This window comes from Xanthomonas sp. D-36-1 (assembly GCF_017746155.1).
GTDB classification, from domain to species: Bacteria; Pseudomonadota; Gammaproteobacteria; order Xanthomonadales; family Xanthomonadaceae; genus Xanthomonas; species Xanthomonas cissicola.
Genome location: NZ_JAGHWR010000057.1, coordinates 49,497 through 62,824, shown reverse-complemented (window position 1 = coordinate 62,824; position 13,328 = coordinate 49,497). Strand labels below are relative to the sequence as shown.

The window sequence follows — 13,328 nt, the reverse complement described above, 5'->3', positions numbered from 1 at the left end:
GGCTGCACCTCAGAACGTGTACGCCAGACTGGCGAACAGCTGGCGCGGTGCGATCAACTGATACGAACCGGAGCTTTCGTTGGGAAACACCGCACCGATCGCATCGTCCTTGTCGAACAGGTTGTAGACCGACAGCTGCAACCGGCCGCCGGCAAGAAACCCGCTGTCCTCGCCCTGATACCCGACGCTGCCGTTGACGATGAAGGTGGCATCCACCTGATCGGTATTGAGTGTGTCGCCATAGCGCTTGCCGGTGTATTTGGTATCGAGGTTGGCGAAGAAATGCGCGCCTTCCCAACCGCCGTTGACGCTGAACATGACCTTCGGCGCATCCGGCACTTCGTTACCTTCCACCTGCACCAGGTTGCCGCTGACCGGGCCGAAATAGTTGTCCTGGAATTCGGACTTGTTCCAGGTCAGCGATGCGCCCAACCGCCAGCCCGGGGCCGGCTTCCACATGCCGGAGACTTCCGCGCCGTAGGTCTGCACGTCGCCGACGTTGGCGTAGACGGTGGGCGCAGCCACCAGGGGGTCCGGGTCTGTGAGCGCGATGATGCGGTTTTCGTAATCGATCTTGTAGGCGGCGATATAGCCGCTCCACTGCGTGGATTCGGCACGAATGCCGATATCGATGTTGGTGGATTCTTCCGGTGCGATATCCGGGTTGAACGCACCGGAGGTCAGCGCCAGCCGCGGCGCCGAGCTGAAGTTTTCCGCGTAGTTGGCGAACACCTGCACACCCTCGGCAAGCTGGAAGCTGGCGCCGACCTGCGGTTGGAACCAATCGCTGTTCTTGATGGTGACATCGCGGCGTATGCCGACATTGAAGTCGTCGAGATTGGCGATGCCGTTGTAGTCGCGTTTGACATCCAGCCCCTTGGCGCCGAATTCCATCGTGAGCCGGTCGTCGAGCAGGCGTAGCGTGTCCTTGATGTAGAGCTGCTTCACTTCGGTGGAGAAGTGGTTGTCGTAGTAGATCACGATCGGCAGCGCGCTTTTGAGCAATGCGCCGGTGGCCGGGTCCAGGTTGTACAGCGGGCGCACCTGATCGAAATCGTAGTTTTCGTACCACGCGCCGACTTCGAGTTTGTTGTGCTCGGTCTCCCACGACACCGACGTGGTGACGCCATAGCGATCGCCGCCCATGATTTCCTCGCGCCGCGTCATCGCACCGACGTGGGTGACATTGCCGTTGGCATCGACGATCTGCGGATCGTTGATCGCGATATCGGTGCGCCCCGGTGTGCCGGCGATGGCATCGTTGTACAAGCCCGTCGCCGTGCTCGGCGGGGTGCCGCCGACGCCATACCCATGCTTGTTTTCGTAATAGCCGGTGAAGGTGAAGCCGATCGCATCGTTTAACAGAAAATCGCCGTGCAGGCTGAGCAAGGAATCGCGTCGCCCGTTCTGCCATTCGCTGTAATGCTCGGCATCTACTTCCGGGTTGCCGGTGATGCGCTCGTGCAGATCCCAGGACACCGAACCGTCGGAGTTGTACGACTGCACGTCGTAGTCCTTGCGGTTGTTGTAGATCCAGCCCAATGTCAGGCTGCCTGCATCCCAGGCCTGGCGAATCTTGGCTTCGAAGTGGTCGCTCTTTTGCGTGGCCGGCTCCATGTCCCACACCCCGCCTTGCGTGCGCGAGGCGGACAGATACGCGCTGGGGCCGCCCTCCCACCAGTCCGGGGTGTCCAGGCGCACGAAGCTGCGTACCAGGTCGTCCGACCCAATGGTCTGGGTGAGATTGCCGCTCCAGCTGTCGCCGCCCTTCGGTGGCAGGCTGGTGTAACGGATCGCACCGCCTAATGCGTGATACGACGGCTGGGTGACGTCACCCGAACCAGCCGACACCGTGACATCGAGCAGATTCTCGCTGGACACGTAACGGGTGATCGGCCCGCCTTCGCGGGTGTCGAAGGTTTCGATCGGAATGCCGTCCAACGTCACGCCGATCTGGTTGGCGGAAAACCCGCGGATCGTCATCGAATCACCGAACTCATACAGCCCGAACGGATCGGTGGTCTGCACGTTCACGCCGGGCAGGCTGGCCAACAGCTGCTGTGGCGCTACCCCGGGCACCTGCGCCTGGATCTCGTCCACCGAGATGGACGCCGTGGTGCGCGTGGAGCCGGTGCCCACCACGCTGACCGCATCCAGCGTGCGTGCGTCTTGCGCCAGCGCAGGCAAGCCCTGCGCGCCGGCCAGCAGCAAGGTCATCGACGCCAGCGCGTGGCGCGAGCGGGTGGTGGCGAGGATGTCGGCGACCGAGGCCGCCAATTGATCGGTGTTCAAGCACTTTGGCATGCAATCAACCCCTGGAGACGTGTGGCGTGCTGAGTGACCGGGCGCTCCCCCGAGACCGGCTGATACCGCGGATGCGGCGTGCAGTGACCATAACCAGCGCGATTGCTTCGCAACCACGGTGTGGCGGGTGGGGTCGGCGCAGGCGGGTAGGTCGCTGCCGAATTCAAAACTCTGAATAGGTAGCGCAGCCACCTACCTGCGCAAATGTCCTGCATTGCAGGTCTTGCGCGCTTGCCATGCCGCGCCGAATCGATAACGCTGCGCAGCCACCGCACGAGCACGCACATGTCGCCCGCACCACCATCGCTGCTGTTGCTGGATTTCGACGGCGTGCTTGCGCACTACGCGCAGCCACGGCGCATGGCCGCTCTTGCAGCAGCGGCGAATTGCCCACCGCAGCGCGTGCATGAGGTGTTGTTCGCGCAGGGTCTGGAGCGCGCCTACGATGCTGGTGCGATCGACACGCAGGCGTATCTGGCGCAGTTGAGCGAAGGGCTGGGGCAGCCGATCGATCGCGCTACCTGGGTCGATGCGCGCGTGGCGGCCTGCCGCGCCGACCCGTCGGCGGTGACCCAGGTGCTGGCGGTATCGACGACCACGGCGGTGGCGGTGCTCACCAATAACGGCCCGCTGATGGCAGAAGCGATCGAGCGGATCGTGCCATCGCTATTTCCATTGTTGCGGGGCCGCGTGCTGTGCAGCGGTGCACTGGGCGGCCGCAAACCGGATGTGCCGGTCTATCAGCGCGCGCTTGCGCAGCTTGAGCAACGCGCCGAACGCACGTTGTTTGTCGACGACCTGTTCGTCAACGTGCGTGGCGCACGCGCGGCCGGCCTGCACGCCGACACCGTGCGCGACGCCCGCGCGTTGCGGCGAGTGCTGAAGCGCTATGGGCTCGCATGAAACAAAGCCGCTCTCCCGGGGGCGAGAAGGCACGGTGCACGCCACCGGCGCGCGTGCCCTGGAGCGCCCGCGTCGCAAGCGCGGGCCGGGGCGTGCAACCGGGGCTGGGGTGAGGGTACGGCGGAGGACAGCCATCCCACCCAGCAAATCAAAAGACCGCGCACTGCCTCAGCGCGTTCTATGCCATACCACGCATCCTCCAACACCCTTCTAGCCGGCAAAGTGCCAGCCAGAGGGCGCGCAGGCACCGCCCGACATCACGGCTGCGCGACATACTCGGCAATGGCCAGACGCAAGCGCGCCAGACCATCGGCCAGTTCGGCATCGGTCAGATTCAGTGCCGGTACGAAGCGCAACACATCCGCGCCGGCCTGCAGCAGCAGCAGGCCATGCTTGGCCGCCAGATCCAGGATCGCCCCCGCCTGCCCGGCGTGTTCTGGGGCCAGCACCGCGCCCAGCATCAAGCCACGCCCACGAATCTGCGCAAACAGGCCGAACTCGGCGTTGAGCGCTTCCAGACCTGCACGCAATGCCGCAGATTGCCGCACCACGTTGTCGGCAATCTGCGGCGAGGCCAGCTTGCGCAGCGCCACGCGCGCCACTGCCGCGGCCAGCGGGTTGCCGCCGAAGGTGGTGCCGTGCGCGCCGAACTGCATGGTCTGCGCCACCTTGGGCCCGGCCAGCATCGCACCGATCGGGAAACCGCCACCCAAGGCCTTGGCCAGGGTCACGATGTCCGGCGTCACCTGTTCCTGCCAATGCGCGAACAGCGTGCCGGTGCGGCCCATGCCGCATTGAATTTCGTCCAGCACCAGCAACGCATCGTGCTGGTCGCACAGCGCACGCACGCGGCTCAGAAAGCCCGGCGCGGCCGGCATCACACCACCCTCGCCCTGGATCGGCTCGACCATCACCGCCGCCACATCGCCGCTGGCCATCGCCGCTTCCAGCGCCGCGACGTCGTTGAAATCCACATAGCGAAATCCACCCGGCAGCGGCTCGTAGCCTTCCTGGTACTTGGGCTGCGCAGTGGCGGTGACCGATGCCAGCGTGCGGCCATGGAAACTGCCGCGGAAGGTGACGATGACGCGCTTATCGGCCGGACGGCCCTGGCTGCTGGCCCACTTGCGCACCAGCTTGATCGCCGCCTCGTTGGCCTCGGTGCCGGAATTGCACAGGAACACCTTGTCCGCGAAGCGCGAGGCGCTCACCAGTTCTTCGGCCAGTTTCAGCGGCGGCGCGCTGAAAAACACGTTACTGGTGTGCCACAGCTTGCCGGCCTGCTCGGTGAGCGCAGCCACCAGATCGGGGTCGTTATGGCCGAGCCCGCTCACCGCGATGCCCGACGACAGATCCAGATACTCACGCCCCGCATCATCCCACACGCGGCTGCCCTGGCCGCGCTCCAGCACCACCTGGCGCGGGCGATACACCGGCAGGTAGTAGTGCGCGAGGGACAGGGGCGAATCGGCGGCGGTGCTCATGAGGATGGGTCGCAGAAGCGGAGGGAGAAGCGGCATTCTCGCGCATTCGCCGGCCTGCGGCACAATGCGCGCATGCGCCCCTTCTCCGATCCGCAACTCACTGCCGCCACCGACGATGGCTGGCGCCGGCAGTGGTTCGACATCATCTACCGCCACGACACCCGCCCCTCGCGCAATTTCGACCTGATGCTGGTGGTCGCGATCCTGGCGAGCGTGGTGGTGATCATGATCGACAGCGTGCCGCGCATCCATTCGCATGCCGCGGACTGGCTGGTGCCGCTGGAATGGGCGTTCACGGTGATCTTCACCATCGAATACGCGCTGCGTCTGGCCGTGGTGCGGCGCCCGCTGCATTACGCGCTCAGCGTGTGGGGCGTGATCGATTTGCTGTCGATCCTGCCCAGCTATCTCTCGTTCTTCGTGCCCGGCGCACAGACGCTGTTGGTGGTGCGCGTGCTGCGCATCCTGCGGCTGTTCCGCATTCTCAAGCTCACCCGCTACATCGAAGAAAGCGGGCAATTGCTGGATGCGTTGTGGCGTAGCCGTCGCAAGGTATTGGTGTTCCTGTTCACCGTGCTCACCATCACCGTGATTGCCGGCGCCACGATGTACATCATCGAAGGCCCGCAGCACGGCTTCACCAGCATCCCCACCAGCATGTACTGGGCGATCGTCACCATGGCCACGGTCGGCTTCGGCGATCTGGTGCCGCAGACCACACTTGGGCGATTCGTCACCTCGGCACTGATCCTGATCGGCTACAGCATCATCGCCGTGCCCACCGGCATCTATACCGCCGAACTGGCCAGCTCATTGCGCGAAGGTGGCCACACCGGCAAACGCGATGCGCGCAACTGCGCCCGCTGCGGGCTGGAAGGCCACGCGGCCGACGCACGTTATTGCCGGCAATGCGCCGAGCCACTGCCGGAGCTGGGCAACGGCTGAGGCGCTGGAGCAGCCAACGCCACGGCGCCGCCGTCAGGCGGACGCGGCCGTTGCTCGGTAGCGCGTGTGCCACGCGTCCACTGCGGTTGGAGCATGCCGTCCACGCTCACGACACTGCTCGCCTTGCGGTTAGCCGCTCTCAGTCCAGAAACAGATCCGGCAACAGCGCGCGCGATGGATCCATCGCATAGCCGCGCAAATCGGTGACGCCGGCCTGGGCCAAGACCTCATCATCGATCAGGAACTGCCCGTAAAATCCGTCCGCGGCGCGCGTCAGCACCGCATGCGCGGCGTCGGCCATGATCTCCGGCCGACGGCAGGCCGCGGCGTCCACGCCGGCAAGCATGTTGATGGCGTCAGTGGCGATCACGGTACGCGGCCACAACGCATTGATCGCCACGCCTTGCGGGCCGAATTCCGCTGCCAGCCCCAGGGTCACCAGACTCATGCCCATCTTGGCCAGCGTGTAGCCGGTGTGCGCGCCCCACCACGACGGGTTCAACGATGGCGGCGGGGCCAAGGTGAGAATGTGCGGATTGGCCGCCTGCAGCAGATGCGGCAGGCACGCCTGCGCGCACAGAAAGCTGCCGCGCGCGTTGACCTGCTGCATCAGATCGAAGCGCTTCATCGGTGTATCAAGCGCGCCGCGCAACCAGATCGCACTGGCGTTGTTGACCAGGATGTCGATCCCGCCGAACGCAGCGACCGTTGCCGCCACTGCCGCACGCACCTGATCTTCTTCGCGGATGTCGCACTTGAGCGCCAGCGCCTGCCCACCGGCCGCAGTCACCGCCGTGGCCGCGCTATGGATGGTGCCAGGCAATTTGGGATTGGCCACCGCCGACTTGGCCGCAATCGCCACATTCGCTCCATCGCGCGCCGCCCGCAGCGCAATCGCCAAGCCAATCCCGCGCGAGGCACCGGTGATGAACAGGGTTTTGCCGGATAACGTCATGGGAGTGGGGATTCGGGATTCGGGATTCGGGATTCGTAAGAGCTTATTCCTTCATTGCTCCCACCGACCAACCCACCGCTCAAGCAATACGCTCTTGCGAATTCCCAATCCCCAATCCCCAATCCCAGCCGCTCAGGGCTTCGGCCCCTGCCCCTCGTTGTCTTCCCAGTGCAGCACGCGCCGGGTCACGAAGCGGTAGACCGGTTTGCCGGTGGCGAACCACAGCTCGCGGACCCAGGAGGTGCGCTTGAGCACGCGGCGTTCCACCGGGGTCAGTGCGGCCGGGCAGTACATGCGCTTGTGTTTGAGCAGGTGGCGCAGATCCTCGCGGGCAAGCAGACGCATCCAGCGCGCGCGCGGGTTGCCGCGCACCGCCAGCTGGAAATCGATCACCGCCGGGCTGCCGTCCTCCTGCACCAGCCAGTTGGCTTCCTTGGCCAAGTCGTTATGCGCCACGCCGCGGCGATGCAGCTGCTGCAACAGCCTGCGCGCGCTGCGGAAGTAGGCCAGATCGCCGCGCGGCGGACGCTGGTACATCGCAGCGCCGTCCAGATAGCTGCGGTCCAGGTGCCGCCCGTCCCAGTCCAGCAGGCGCGGTGTGCGCGGCACGCCATCCAGTTGGCGCAAGGCCAGCGCCTCGCGCCGTGCCAGCCACCAGGCCACGCCGCGCAACAGCCACGGCGCCACGCTCACGTCGCGACGCACGAACATGCGTTCGCCCTCGCGGACCAACAGAATGCGCCCGAACGTATCGGACTTCAGCGGCAGATTGGCTGCAGGGTCGTGACTCATACCCCATTGTAGGCGGCAGGTCTGTCTCGCTGCGCGCATCCGTGGCATGCGCGCGTGCGGCAGCTGCATGGCTGCAACCTCAGGTGAAGCCAATCCCCCGATGTGAGGACGATGCAGGTCAGGCGCCGCCGCGCCCACCTATAATTCAGGTATGAACTCATGGATCGACGCCACGCTGGAGTGGATCGGACACCACCCCACCTTGGCTGGCGTGGTGATCTTTGGCATCGCATTTTGTGATGCGGTCATCGTGCTGGGCGCCATCGTGCCTGCGTTGCCGTTGCTGTTCGCCATTGGCGTGCTCATCGGGCTCGGGCAGATCAACGGTCCCTACGCGGTGGCGTGCGCCACCCTGGGCGCTTTCGTTGGCGATGCGTTGAGCTTCTGGGTCGGCCATCGCTGGGGCCATCAGCTGCACACCTACTGGCCGTTCCGGCGTTACCCGCAACTGCTGGAGCGCGGCGAGCTGCTGTTCCGGCGCAATGCCTTCAAGAGCATCCTGATCGCGCGCTATGTAGGTGCAGTACGCCCGTTCGTACCGGCGATTGCCGGCATGTCGCGCATGCCGTTCAAACGGTATCTGGTCGCCAGCGGGCTGGCCTGCGTTTCGTGGGCGTTGTTGTTCCTGGTGCCTGGCTGGGTGCTGGGCACGGCCTACGACGCAGTGGCCGCGGTGGCCGGGCGGCTGTTTGTGGTGGTTGCGTTGCTGGCGGCCGTGATCGGGCTTGCCTGGGCGGTCGTGCTGTATTCGTACCGCTGGTCGGCCGGCCATCTGGATGCCTTGCTGGCACGTCTGCTGGCGTGGTCGCACCGGCATCCGGTCCTGGGGAATTGGTCGGTCGGCGTATTCGACCCGCGCCGTCGCGAATCGGTGCCGCTGGCCATGATGGCCCTGATGCTCTTGCTGCTCGGCTGGGGCTGGTTCGTGCTGCTGATGGTGGTGCTGGCGCACGGCGAGCCAGTGCGCGTGGACCTGGCCGTGCACGACCTGATGCTGGCGCTGCGTAACCCATTGGCCGACTACCCGATGGTGGCGCTGGCCTCATTGGGCGACTGGCAGGTGCTGTTGCCGGCCATCGCCGCCGCGATGGGCTATCTGGCCTGGCGCCGTCGCTGGATGGCCGTGGCCCATTGGGTGATCGCGCTGGCCTTCGGCCTGGCGCTCACGCAGCTGCTTGGCGCCACCGTGCAGGTGGTGCGCCCGCCTGCGGCCAGCAGCGGTTTCGGCTTTCCATCGGTTGCGGTCACCATGGCCACGATCGCCTTCGGCTTTTTCGCGCTGTTGATCGCGCGCGAGTTGCCTGGCCGCCGCCGCGTGTGGCCGTATCTGGTCAGCGGCGCCATCGTCTCGCTGATCGGTTTTGCACGTTTGTACCTCGGTGCGCACTGGCTCAGCGACGTCGTCGGCGGCATGTTGTTCGGCATCTTCTGGCTGCTGGTGCTGGGCATTGCCTACCGCCGCCGCGCCACCCGCGCGTTCTGGGTCAAGCCGGTGTCGTGGATCTTCTACGGGGTGTTCGTGAGCTGTGCCATTTATTTTGCGCCGCGCAACCTCGACATCAAGCTGGCAAAGTTCGAACCGCCGCCGCCGGCATTGATGGAGTTGCCCGCACACGAGTGGTGGGAAGAGCAATGGCGCCTGCTGCCGGCGCGCCGCAACGAATTCGACGACGATCAGCGTTGGCCGCTGGACGTCCAGTTGGCCGGCCCGCTCGCCCCGTTGCAGCGCCAGCTTCAGGCGCGCGGCTGGCGGGTCCAGCCCCAGGCGGGCTGGGAACAGGCGCTGCACTTGCTCGATGTCAGCGGCCGCCCCGACGAAGTACCGATTCTGCCGGCCACGCTGGAGACGCAGGTCGAAGCCCTGTTGATGGTGCGTCACGCCGCGCCCGGCCACGTGCATGTGCTGCGTCTGTGGCCGGCGGCTGCACGCCTGCAGCCGGATGCACAACCGCTGTGGGTGGGCAGCACCCAGACCTTGCGCTACAGCCGCCACTTCAGCCTGATCGGCCTGTGGTACCCGCTGCGCGGCGTCGATCCTGCACTGAGCGCATTGCGCGAGGCACTCGGCCCGCTGCCCCATCGCATGGAACAGCGTCGTCGCTCGCAGGTGCCGGTGATCCTGATCGACAGCACCTCGGGCAGTGCGGTGCGTGGCGATGACAACGACAACGTTGCATCGCCACCGGGAACCGTTGCGTCTGATGCTGCTGCATCGGGTTCGTCACAGCGGCAGCGTTGATCGATCTGGCAGCGATATCAAGCGGACGGTGATCGCGCGGCTCTGGAGACAGGAGCTGCCAGCCATGCCATTGAACGCCGTATCGGTGGCGGTCGTGTGCTGGCGTTGTCTGGATGCAGCTGAAATTTTAGGACGAAAGCCTCGTGCGCCGAGTGCGCGATGCCCTCGCCACTTGCCGGACACGCCGTGAACCCGTCCATGGGGCTCGATGGCGGCATCCATGCTGCCAACGGTCACGCAAGCGGCGAGGACACCGCACACGGGCATTGGGCGGCGGCTTTATAAAAGCGGCTCGTGGCGCGAAGGCGGTGTGCAGCTTAGGGCTTGGGCGTTGCCAACTGCCATTTCCCAACGCTTATTTAGATAGCCAGCAAACATTGCCTGTCGCCTGCACTGACACACCGAACTCTCGACTGGTCCTTGCCCGCTCACCGTCGCGGGACCCTTGGCGGTATGGAGACCGCCACGGAGCTGACAGGGACGTACTTGCAGCGTGTCCGCGATGGTGAGCGGGCAAGGGCCAGGCAGCCAGGCCGCACATGCTCTGCTCTACAACCGACGCATCCGCACCGTTCGATTACCCTTCAAGGCAACCGAGACATGTCGGTTCAGCGCCGTTCGGATGCGCACAAACCGCGTTGAACCAGTGTGCGATAGCTCACCACAACACGCCATCCACCGGCTGCATCGGCTCTGGCGCCTGCTCACCAATGGCCTGCAGCGCATCGATCTCCACCGTGCGGCACATCGTGTCAAGCGGCAGGTCGTGGATGGTGTTGGCGAATGGGTCCACCAGCTCATCGCCGATCTTCAGCACCGCCAGGAACATCAACCCGGCCACGGTCGAACCGACCGGTGTGGCGTATTGCAGCGTCTCCACCAGACCGATCGGCAGCAGCACGCAGAACAGCCGCGTAAACAGGTTCGGATAGAAGCGGTATTGGTACGGCAACGGCGTATTTTTCAGGCGTTCCATGCCGCCCTGTGCGTTGGCGATATCCACCAGGATGCGCTCCACGCTGGCCTGCTGGATGCTGTCGATCCAGCCATCGCGCCGCGCCTGCTCCACGCTGCGGCCGGTGATGTCGAGCAAGCCGTTGGCCACGTTGGTGCGGGTGCTCACCGCGGCCGCTTCATCGGCATCCAGCCGCGACTCCAGCGCCGTGGCAACCGGCAGCCGACGTAACTGACAGCGCAAGGCGTTGACGTAAGCGATCTGGCGCAGCGCGATCGTACGCCTCAACGCCGCCGCTTCCGGCCCGGACAGAATGCTCACGCTCAAACGCACCAGGTTACGCGATGCGTTGATCATCTGGCCCCACAGCACGCGTCCTTCCCACCAGCGTTGATAGGTCGAATTTGCCCGAAAACCCAGGAATAACGCCAGCGCCGAGCCAAAGATGGTCAGCGGCAACGCCGGCGCGCGGAACGGCAGCACGTAATAGATGATCGTGATCAACACGTCCCACACGAACAACACCGCCAGGGTCCGCCAGACCTGGTGGAACACATCCGCCACACGCGGTTTGACGTCGATGATCAAGGCTCACTCCCGTGGATCGATAGCGAGTGCGGCCATTGCACGCATCCAGCGCGTGGATGCCATCGGCAGCGCACTCAAGCGTCGCCAGTGTGCCGTTGCAAGGGTGCAAGCGCAGTGATGGGCTCGCCTGCGCCATTGCGTCGGCGCGTTACGGCATCCAGGCGAGCAATTGATCCAGTCGCCGATGCGGATCGTCTTGCTGCAGCAGCGACAGACGTTGCTGTTCGGTCAGCGGCAACAGCTCGGCCAACCGCCAGCCAACCCAGGCGGCCTGATCCAGCAAACCTGGCCCCACTGTGGCGAATTCGCCACCCACCTGTTCGAGCATCCGCTCGAGCACCGTGGCCAGCAGGCTGTGTTCGGGGCGCAATTCGTCGTCGCTGTCGGGCTCGCACCAGCTCACCTGGCCGACGACCAGACCGTTGTCGCGGATACGCGAGCGCTGTACATGGAAGCGGCGCGTACCGCGCAAGCGCAGCACCAGCACGCCATCGGCCCCGACATCGAAATCTTCGATACGCACCTCGGTGCCGAAGGCCGCCGGCGTCGCCGGCGCGCCTACCTCGGCGCCTTCCAGGATCAGGCACACGCCAAAGCTGCTGCCGGTGCGGCCGCTCTCGCGCACCAGGTCCAGATAGCGGCGCTCGAACACGCGCAAGCCCATTGCCGCACCGGGCAGCAACACGCTGTGCAACGGAAACAGCGGCAAGGTGCTGGTCTCGCCGGTAGGCATGAGCGGCACCATCAGGACAACTGCGCCAGGAAGCGACGCGGCGCACCATCGAAGCCGCCATTGGACATGAACACCACATGGTCGCCAGGCCGCGCAATCTCGCCCAGCGTCTGCAGCAATGCATCCACGTCGTGCGCAACATGCGCATCGCCACGCACCTGCGCGATGATCGGCGCCGCGTCCCAGGCCAGTTCCGGCCGATGTAAAAACACCACTGCATCGGCATCGTGCAGCGATGGCGCCAAAGCCTGCGCATGCGCGCCCAAGCGCATCGAATTGCTGCGCGGCTCCATTGCCACCAGCACGCGCGCCGCCCCGACCTTCGCACGCAAGCCCTGCAACGTCGTCGCGATTGCGGTGGGATGGTGCGCAAAGTCGTCGTACACGGTGATGTCGCGCGCGTTGCCAATGACTTCCAGCCGCCGCTTGACGCTCTGGAACTGCGCCAACGCCGGCATCACCGTCGCCGGATCCACGCCCACCGCCTGCACCGCCGCCAGCGCCGCCAACCCGTTCAGGACGTTGTGCCGCCCAACCAACGGCCACTGCACCTGGCCAATTTCCACGCCACGATGCAGCACCGCAAATGCGCTGCCATCGGCCGCGATCAAACGCGCACTCCAGTCCAGCGACGCCTCGAAGCCGAACCGCTCCACCGGCGTCCAGCATCCCATCGCCAGCACCTCGGCCAGGTGCGCGTCCTCGCCGTTGACGATCAGGCGACCGCGCGCGGGCACCGTGCGCACCAGATGGTGAAACTGGCGCTGGATGGCGGCCACGTCCGGGAAGATGTCGGCGTGGTCGTATTCCAGGTTATTGAGGATCGCCACCAATGGCCGGTAGTGCACGAACTTGCTGCGCTTGTCGAAAAACGCGGTGTCGTATTCGTCGGCTTCCACCACGAATTCGCGCCCCTGGCCCAGTCGCGCCGACACGCCGAAATCTTCGGCCACGCCACCGATCAAAAACCCCGGCGCGCGCCCGGCCGCCTCCAGCAGGTAGCTCAGGATGGTGGTGGTGGTGGTCTTGCCATGGGTGCCAGCGACCGCCAGCGTGTCGCGGCCCGGCAGCACCCGCTCGGCCAGCCACTGCGCGCCGGAGGTGTACCGGCGGCCGGCATCCAGCACCGCCTCCACCGCCGGATTGCCGCGCGACAGGGCATTACCGACAATCACCTCGGTCGCGTCCGGCGAAATATTGGACGGCGCGTATCCCTGTTCCAGCGCAATGCCCAGCGTTTCCAGCTGTGTGGACATCGGCGGATAGATGGCCTGGTCACTGCCTTCCACCTGCCAGCCCAGCTCACGCGCCAGGGCGGCCACACCGCCCATGAAAGTTCCGGCGATGCCGAGAATGTGGAGTTTGCTCATGCCGCCTATTGTCGCCGATCGCCGCAGTTGCCGGACATTCCAATCCAACGCAAGCCCAGG

At 65.4% G+C, this 13,328-nt stretch carries 10 protein-coding genes; 3 read left to right on the top strand and 7 right to left on the bottom strand.

Annotated features, from left to right (window positions below; genetic code table 11):
- Positions 1 to 9: 9 nt before the first annotated feature.
- Complete coding sequence (locus J7367_RS15575; RefSeq protein WP_057661085.1) at positions 10 to 2,292, bottom strand: TonB-dependent receptor; 2,283 nt, start codon at positions 2,290 to 2,292, stop codon at positions 10 to 12.
- 297 nt (positions 2,293 to 2,589) lie between these two features.
- On the opposite strand from J7367_RS15575, the gene J7367_RS15570 reads away from it, so the two are divergent.
- Positions 2,590 to 3,207, top strand: coding sequence for an HAD-IA family hydrolase (locus J7367_RS15570; protein WP_057661087.1), 618 nt, complete (start codon positions 2,590 to 2,592; stop codon positions 3,205 to 3,207).
- A gap of 257 nt (positions 3,208 to 3,464) precedes the next feature.
- On the opposite strand, the gene J7367_RS15565 is transcribed toward J7367_RS15570, so the two are convergent.
- The gene (locus J7367_RS15565; RefSeq protein ID WP_007974495.1) at positions 3,465 to 4,691 is read right to left on the bottom strand and encodes an acetylornithine transaminase; all 1,227 of its coding nucleotides are present in this window, start codon (positions 4,689 to 4,691) and stop codon (positions 3,465 to 3,467) included.
- Positions 4,692 to 4,763: 72 nt separating this feature from the next.
- On the opposite strand from J7367_RS15565, the gene J7367_RS15560 reads away from it, so the two are divergent.
- Positions 4,764 to 5,636, top strand: coding sequence for an ion transporter (locus J7367_RS15560; protein WP_007967699.1), 873 nt, complete (start codon positions 4,764 to 4,766; stop codon positions 5,634 to 5,636).
- A 139-nt stretch (positions 5,637 to 5,775) separates the two neighbouring features.
- Here the strand turns inward: J7367_RS15560 and J7367_RS15555 are convergent, their stop codons facing one another.
- Positions 5,776 to 6,591 (bottom strand): NAD(P)-dependent oxidoreductase, encoded by an 816-nt coding sequence (locus J7367_RS15555; RefSeq protein WP_007967700.1) that lies wholly within the window; start codon positions 6,589 to 6,591, stop codon positions 5,776 to 5,778.
- A gap of 132 nt (positions 6,592 to 6,723) precedes the next feature.
- The gene (locus J7367_RS15550; RefSeq protein WP_042806174.1) at positions 6,724 to 7,383 is read right to left on the bottom strand and encodes a serine/threonine-protein kinase; all 660 of its coding nucleotides are present in this window, start codon (positions 7,381 to 7,383) and stop codon (positions 6,724 to 6,726) included.
- Positions 7,384 to 7,534: 151 nt separating this feature from the next.
- On the opposite strand from J7367_RS15550, the gene J7367_RS15545 reads away from it, so the two are divergent.
- Positions 7,535 to 9,622 carry a bifunctional DedA family/phosphatase PAP2 family protein gene (locus tag J7367_RS15545; protein ID WP_057661089.1) on the top strand — a complete coding sequence of 696 codons (2,088 nt, stop codon included), beginning with the start codon at positions 7,535 to 7,537 and terminating at the stop codon, positions 9,620 to 9,622.
- A 658-nt stretch (positions 9,623 to 10,280) separates the two neighbouring features.
- Here the strand turns inward: J7367_RS15545 and J7367_RS15540 are convergent.
- From J7367_RS15540 to mpl, 3 genes are all read right to left on the bottom strand, one after another.
- Positions 10,281 to 11,165, bottom strand: coding sequence for a bestrophin family ion channel (locus tag J7367_RS15540; RefSeq protein ID WP_057661091.1), 885 nt, complete (start codon positions 11,163 to 11,165; stop codon positions 10,281 to 10,283).
- A gap of 148 nt (positions 11,166 to 11,313) precedes the next feature.
- Positions 11,314 to 11,910, bottom strand: a complete 597-nt coding sequence (locus J7367_RS15535) for an LON peptidase substrate-binding domain-containing protein (RefSeq protein ID WP_057661093.1) — start codon at positions 11,908 to 11,910, stop codon at positions 11,314 to 11,316.
- On the bottom strand, positions 11,910 to 13,277 hold the full coding sequence (mpl, locus tag J7367_RS15530) for a UDP-N-acetylmuramate:L-alanyl-gamma-D-glutamyl-meso-diaminopimelate ligase (protein WP_176215021.1): 1,368 nt from the start codon (positions 13,275 to 13,277) through the stop codon (positions 11,910 to 11,912). Before mpl ends, J7367_RS15535 begins: the two co-directional genes overlap by 1 nt.
- Between the last annotated feature and the right edge of the window lie 51 nt (positions 13,278 to 13,328).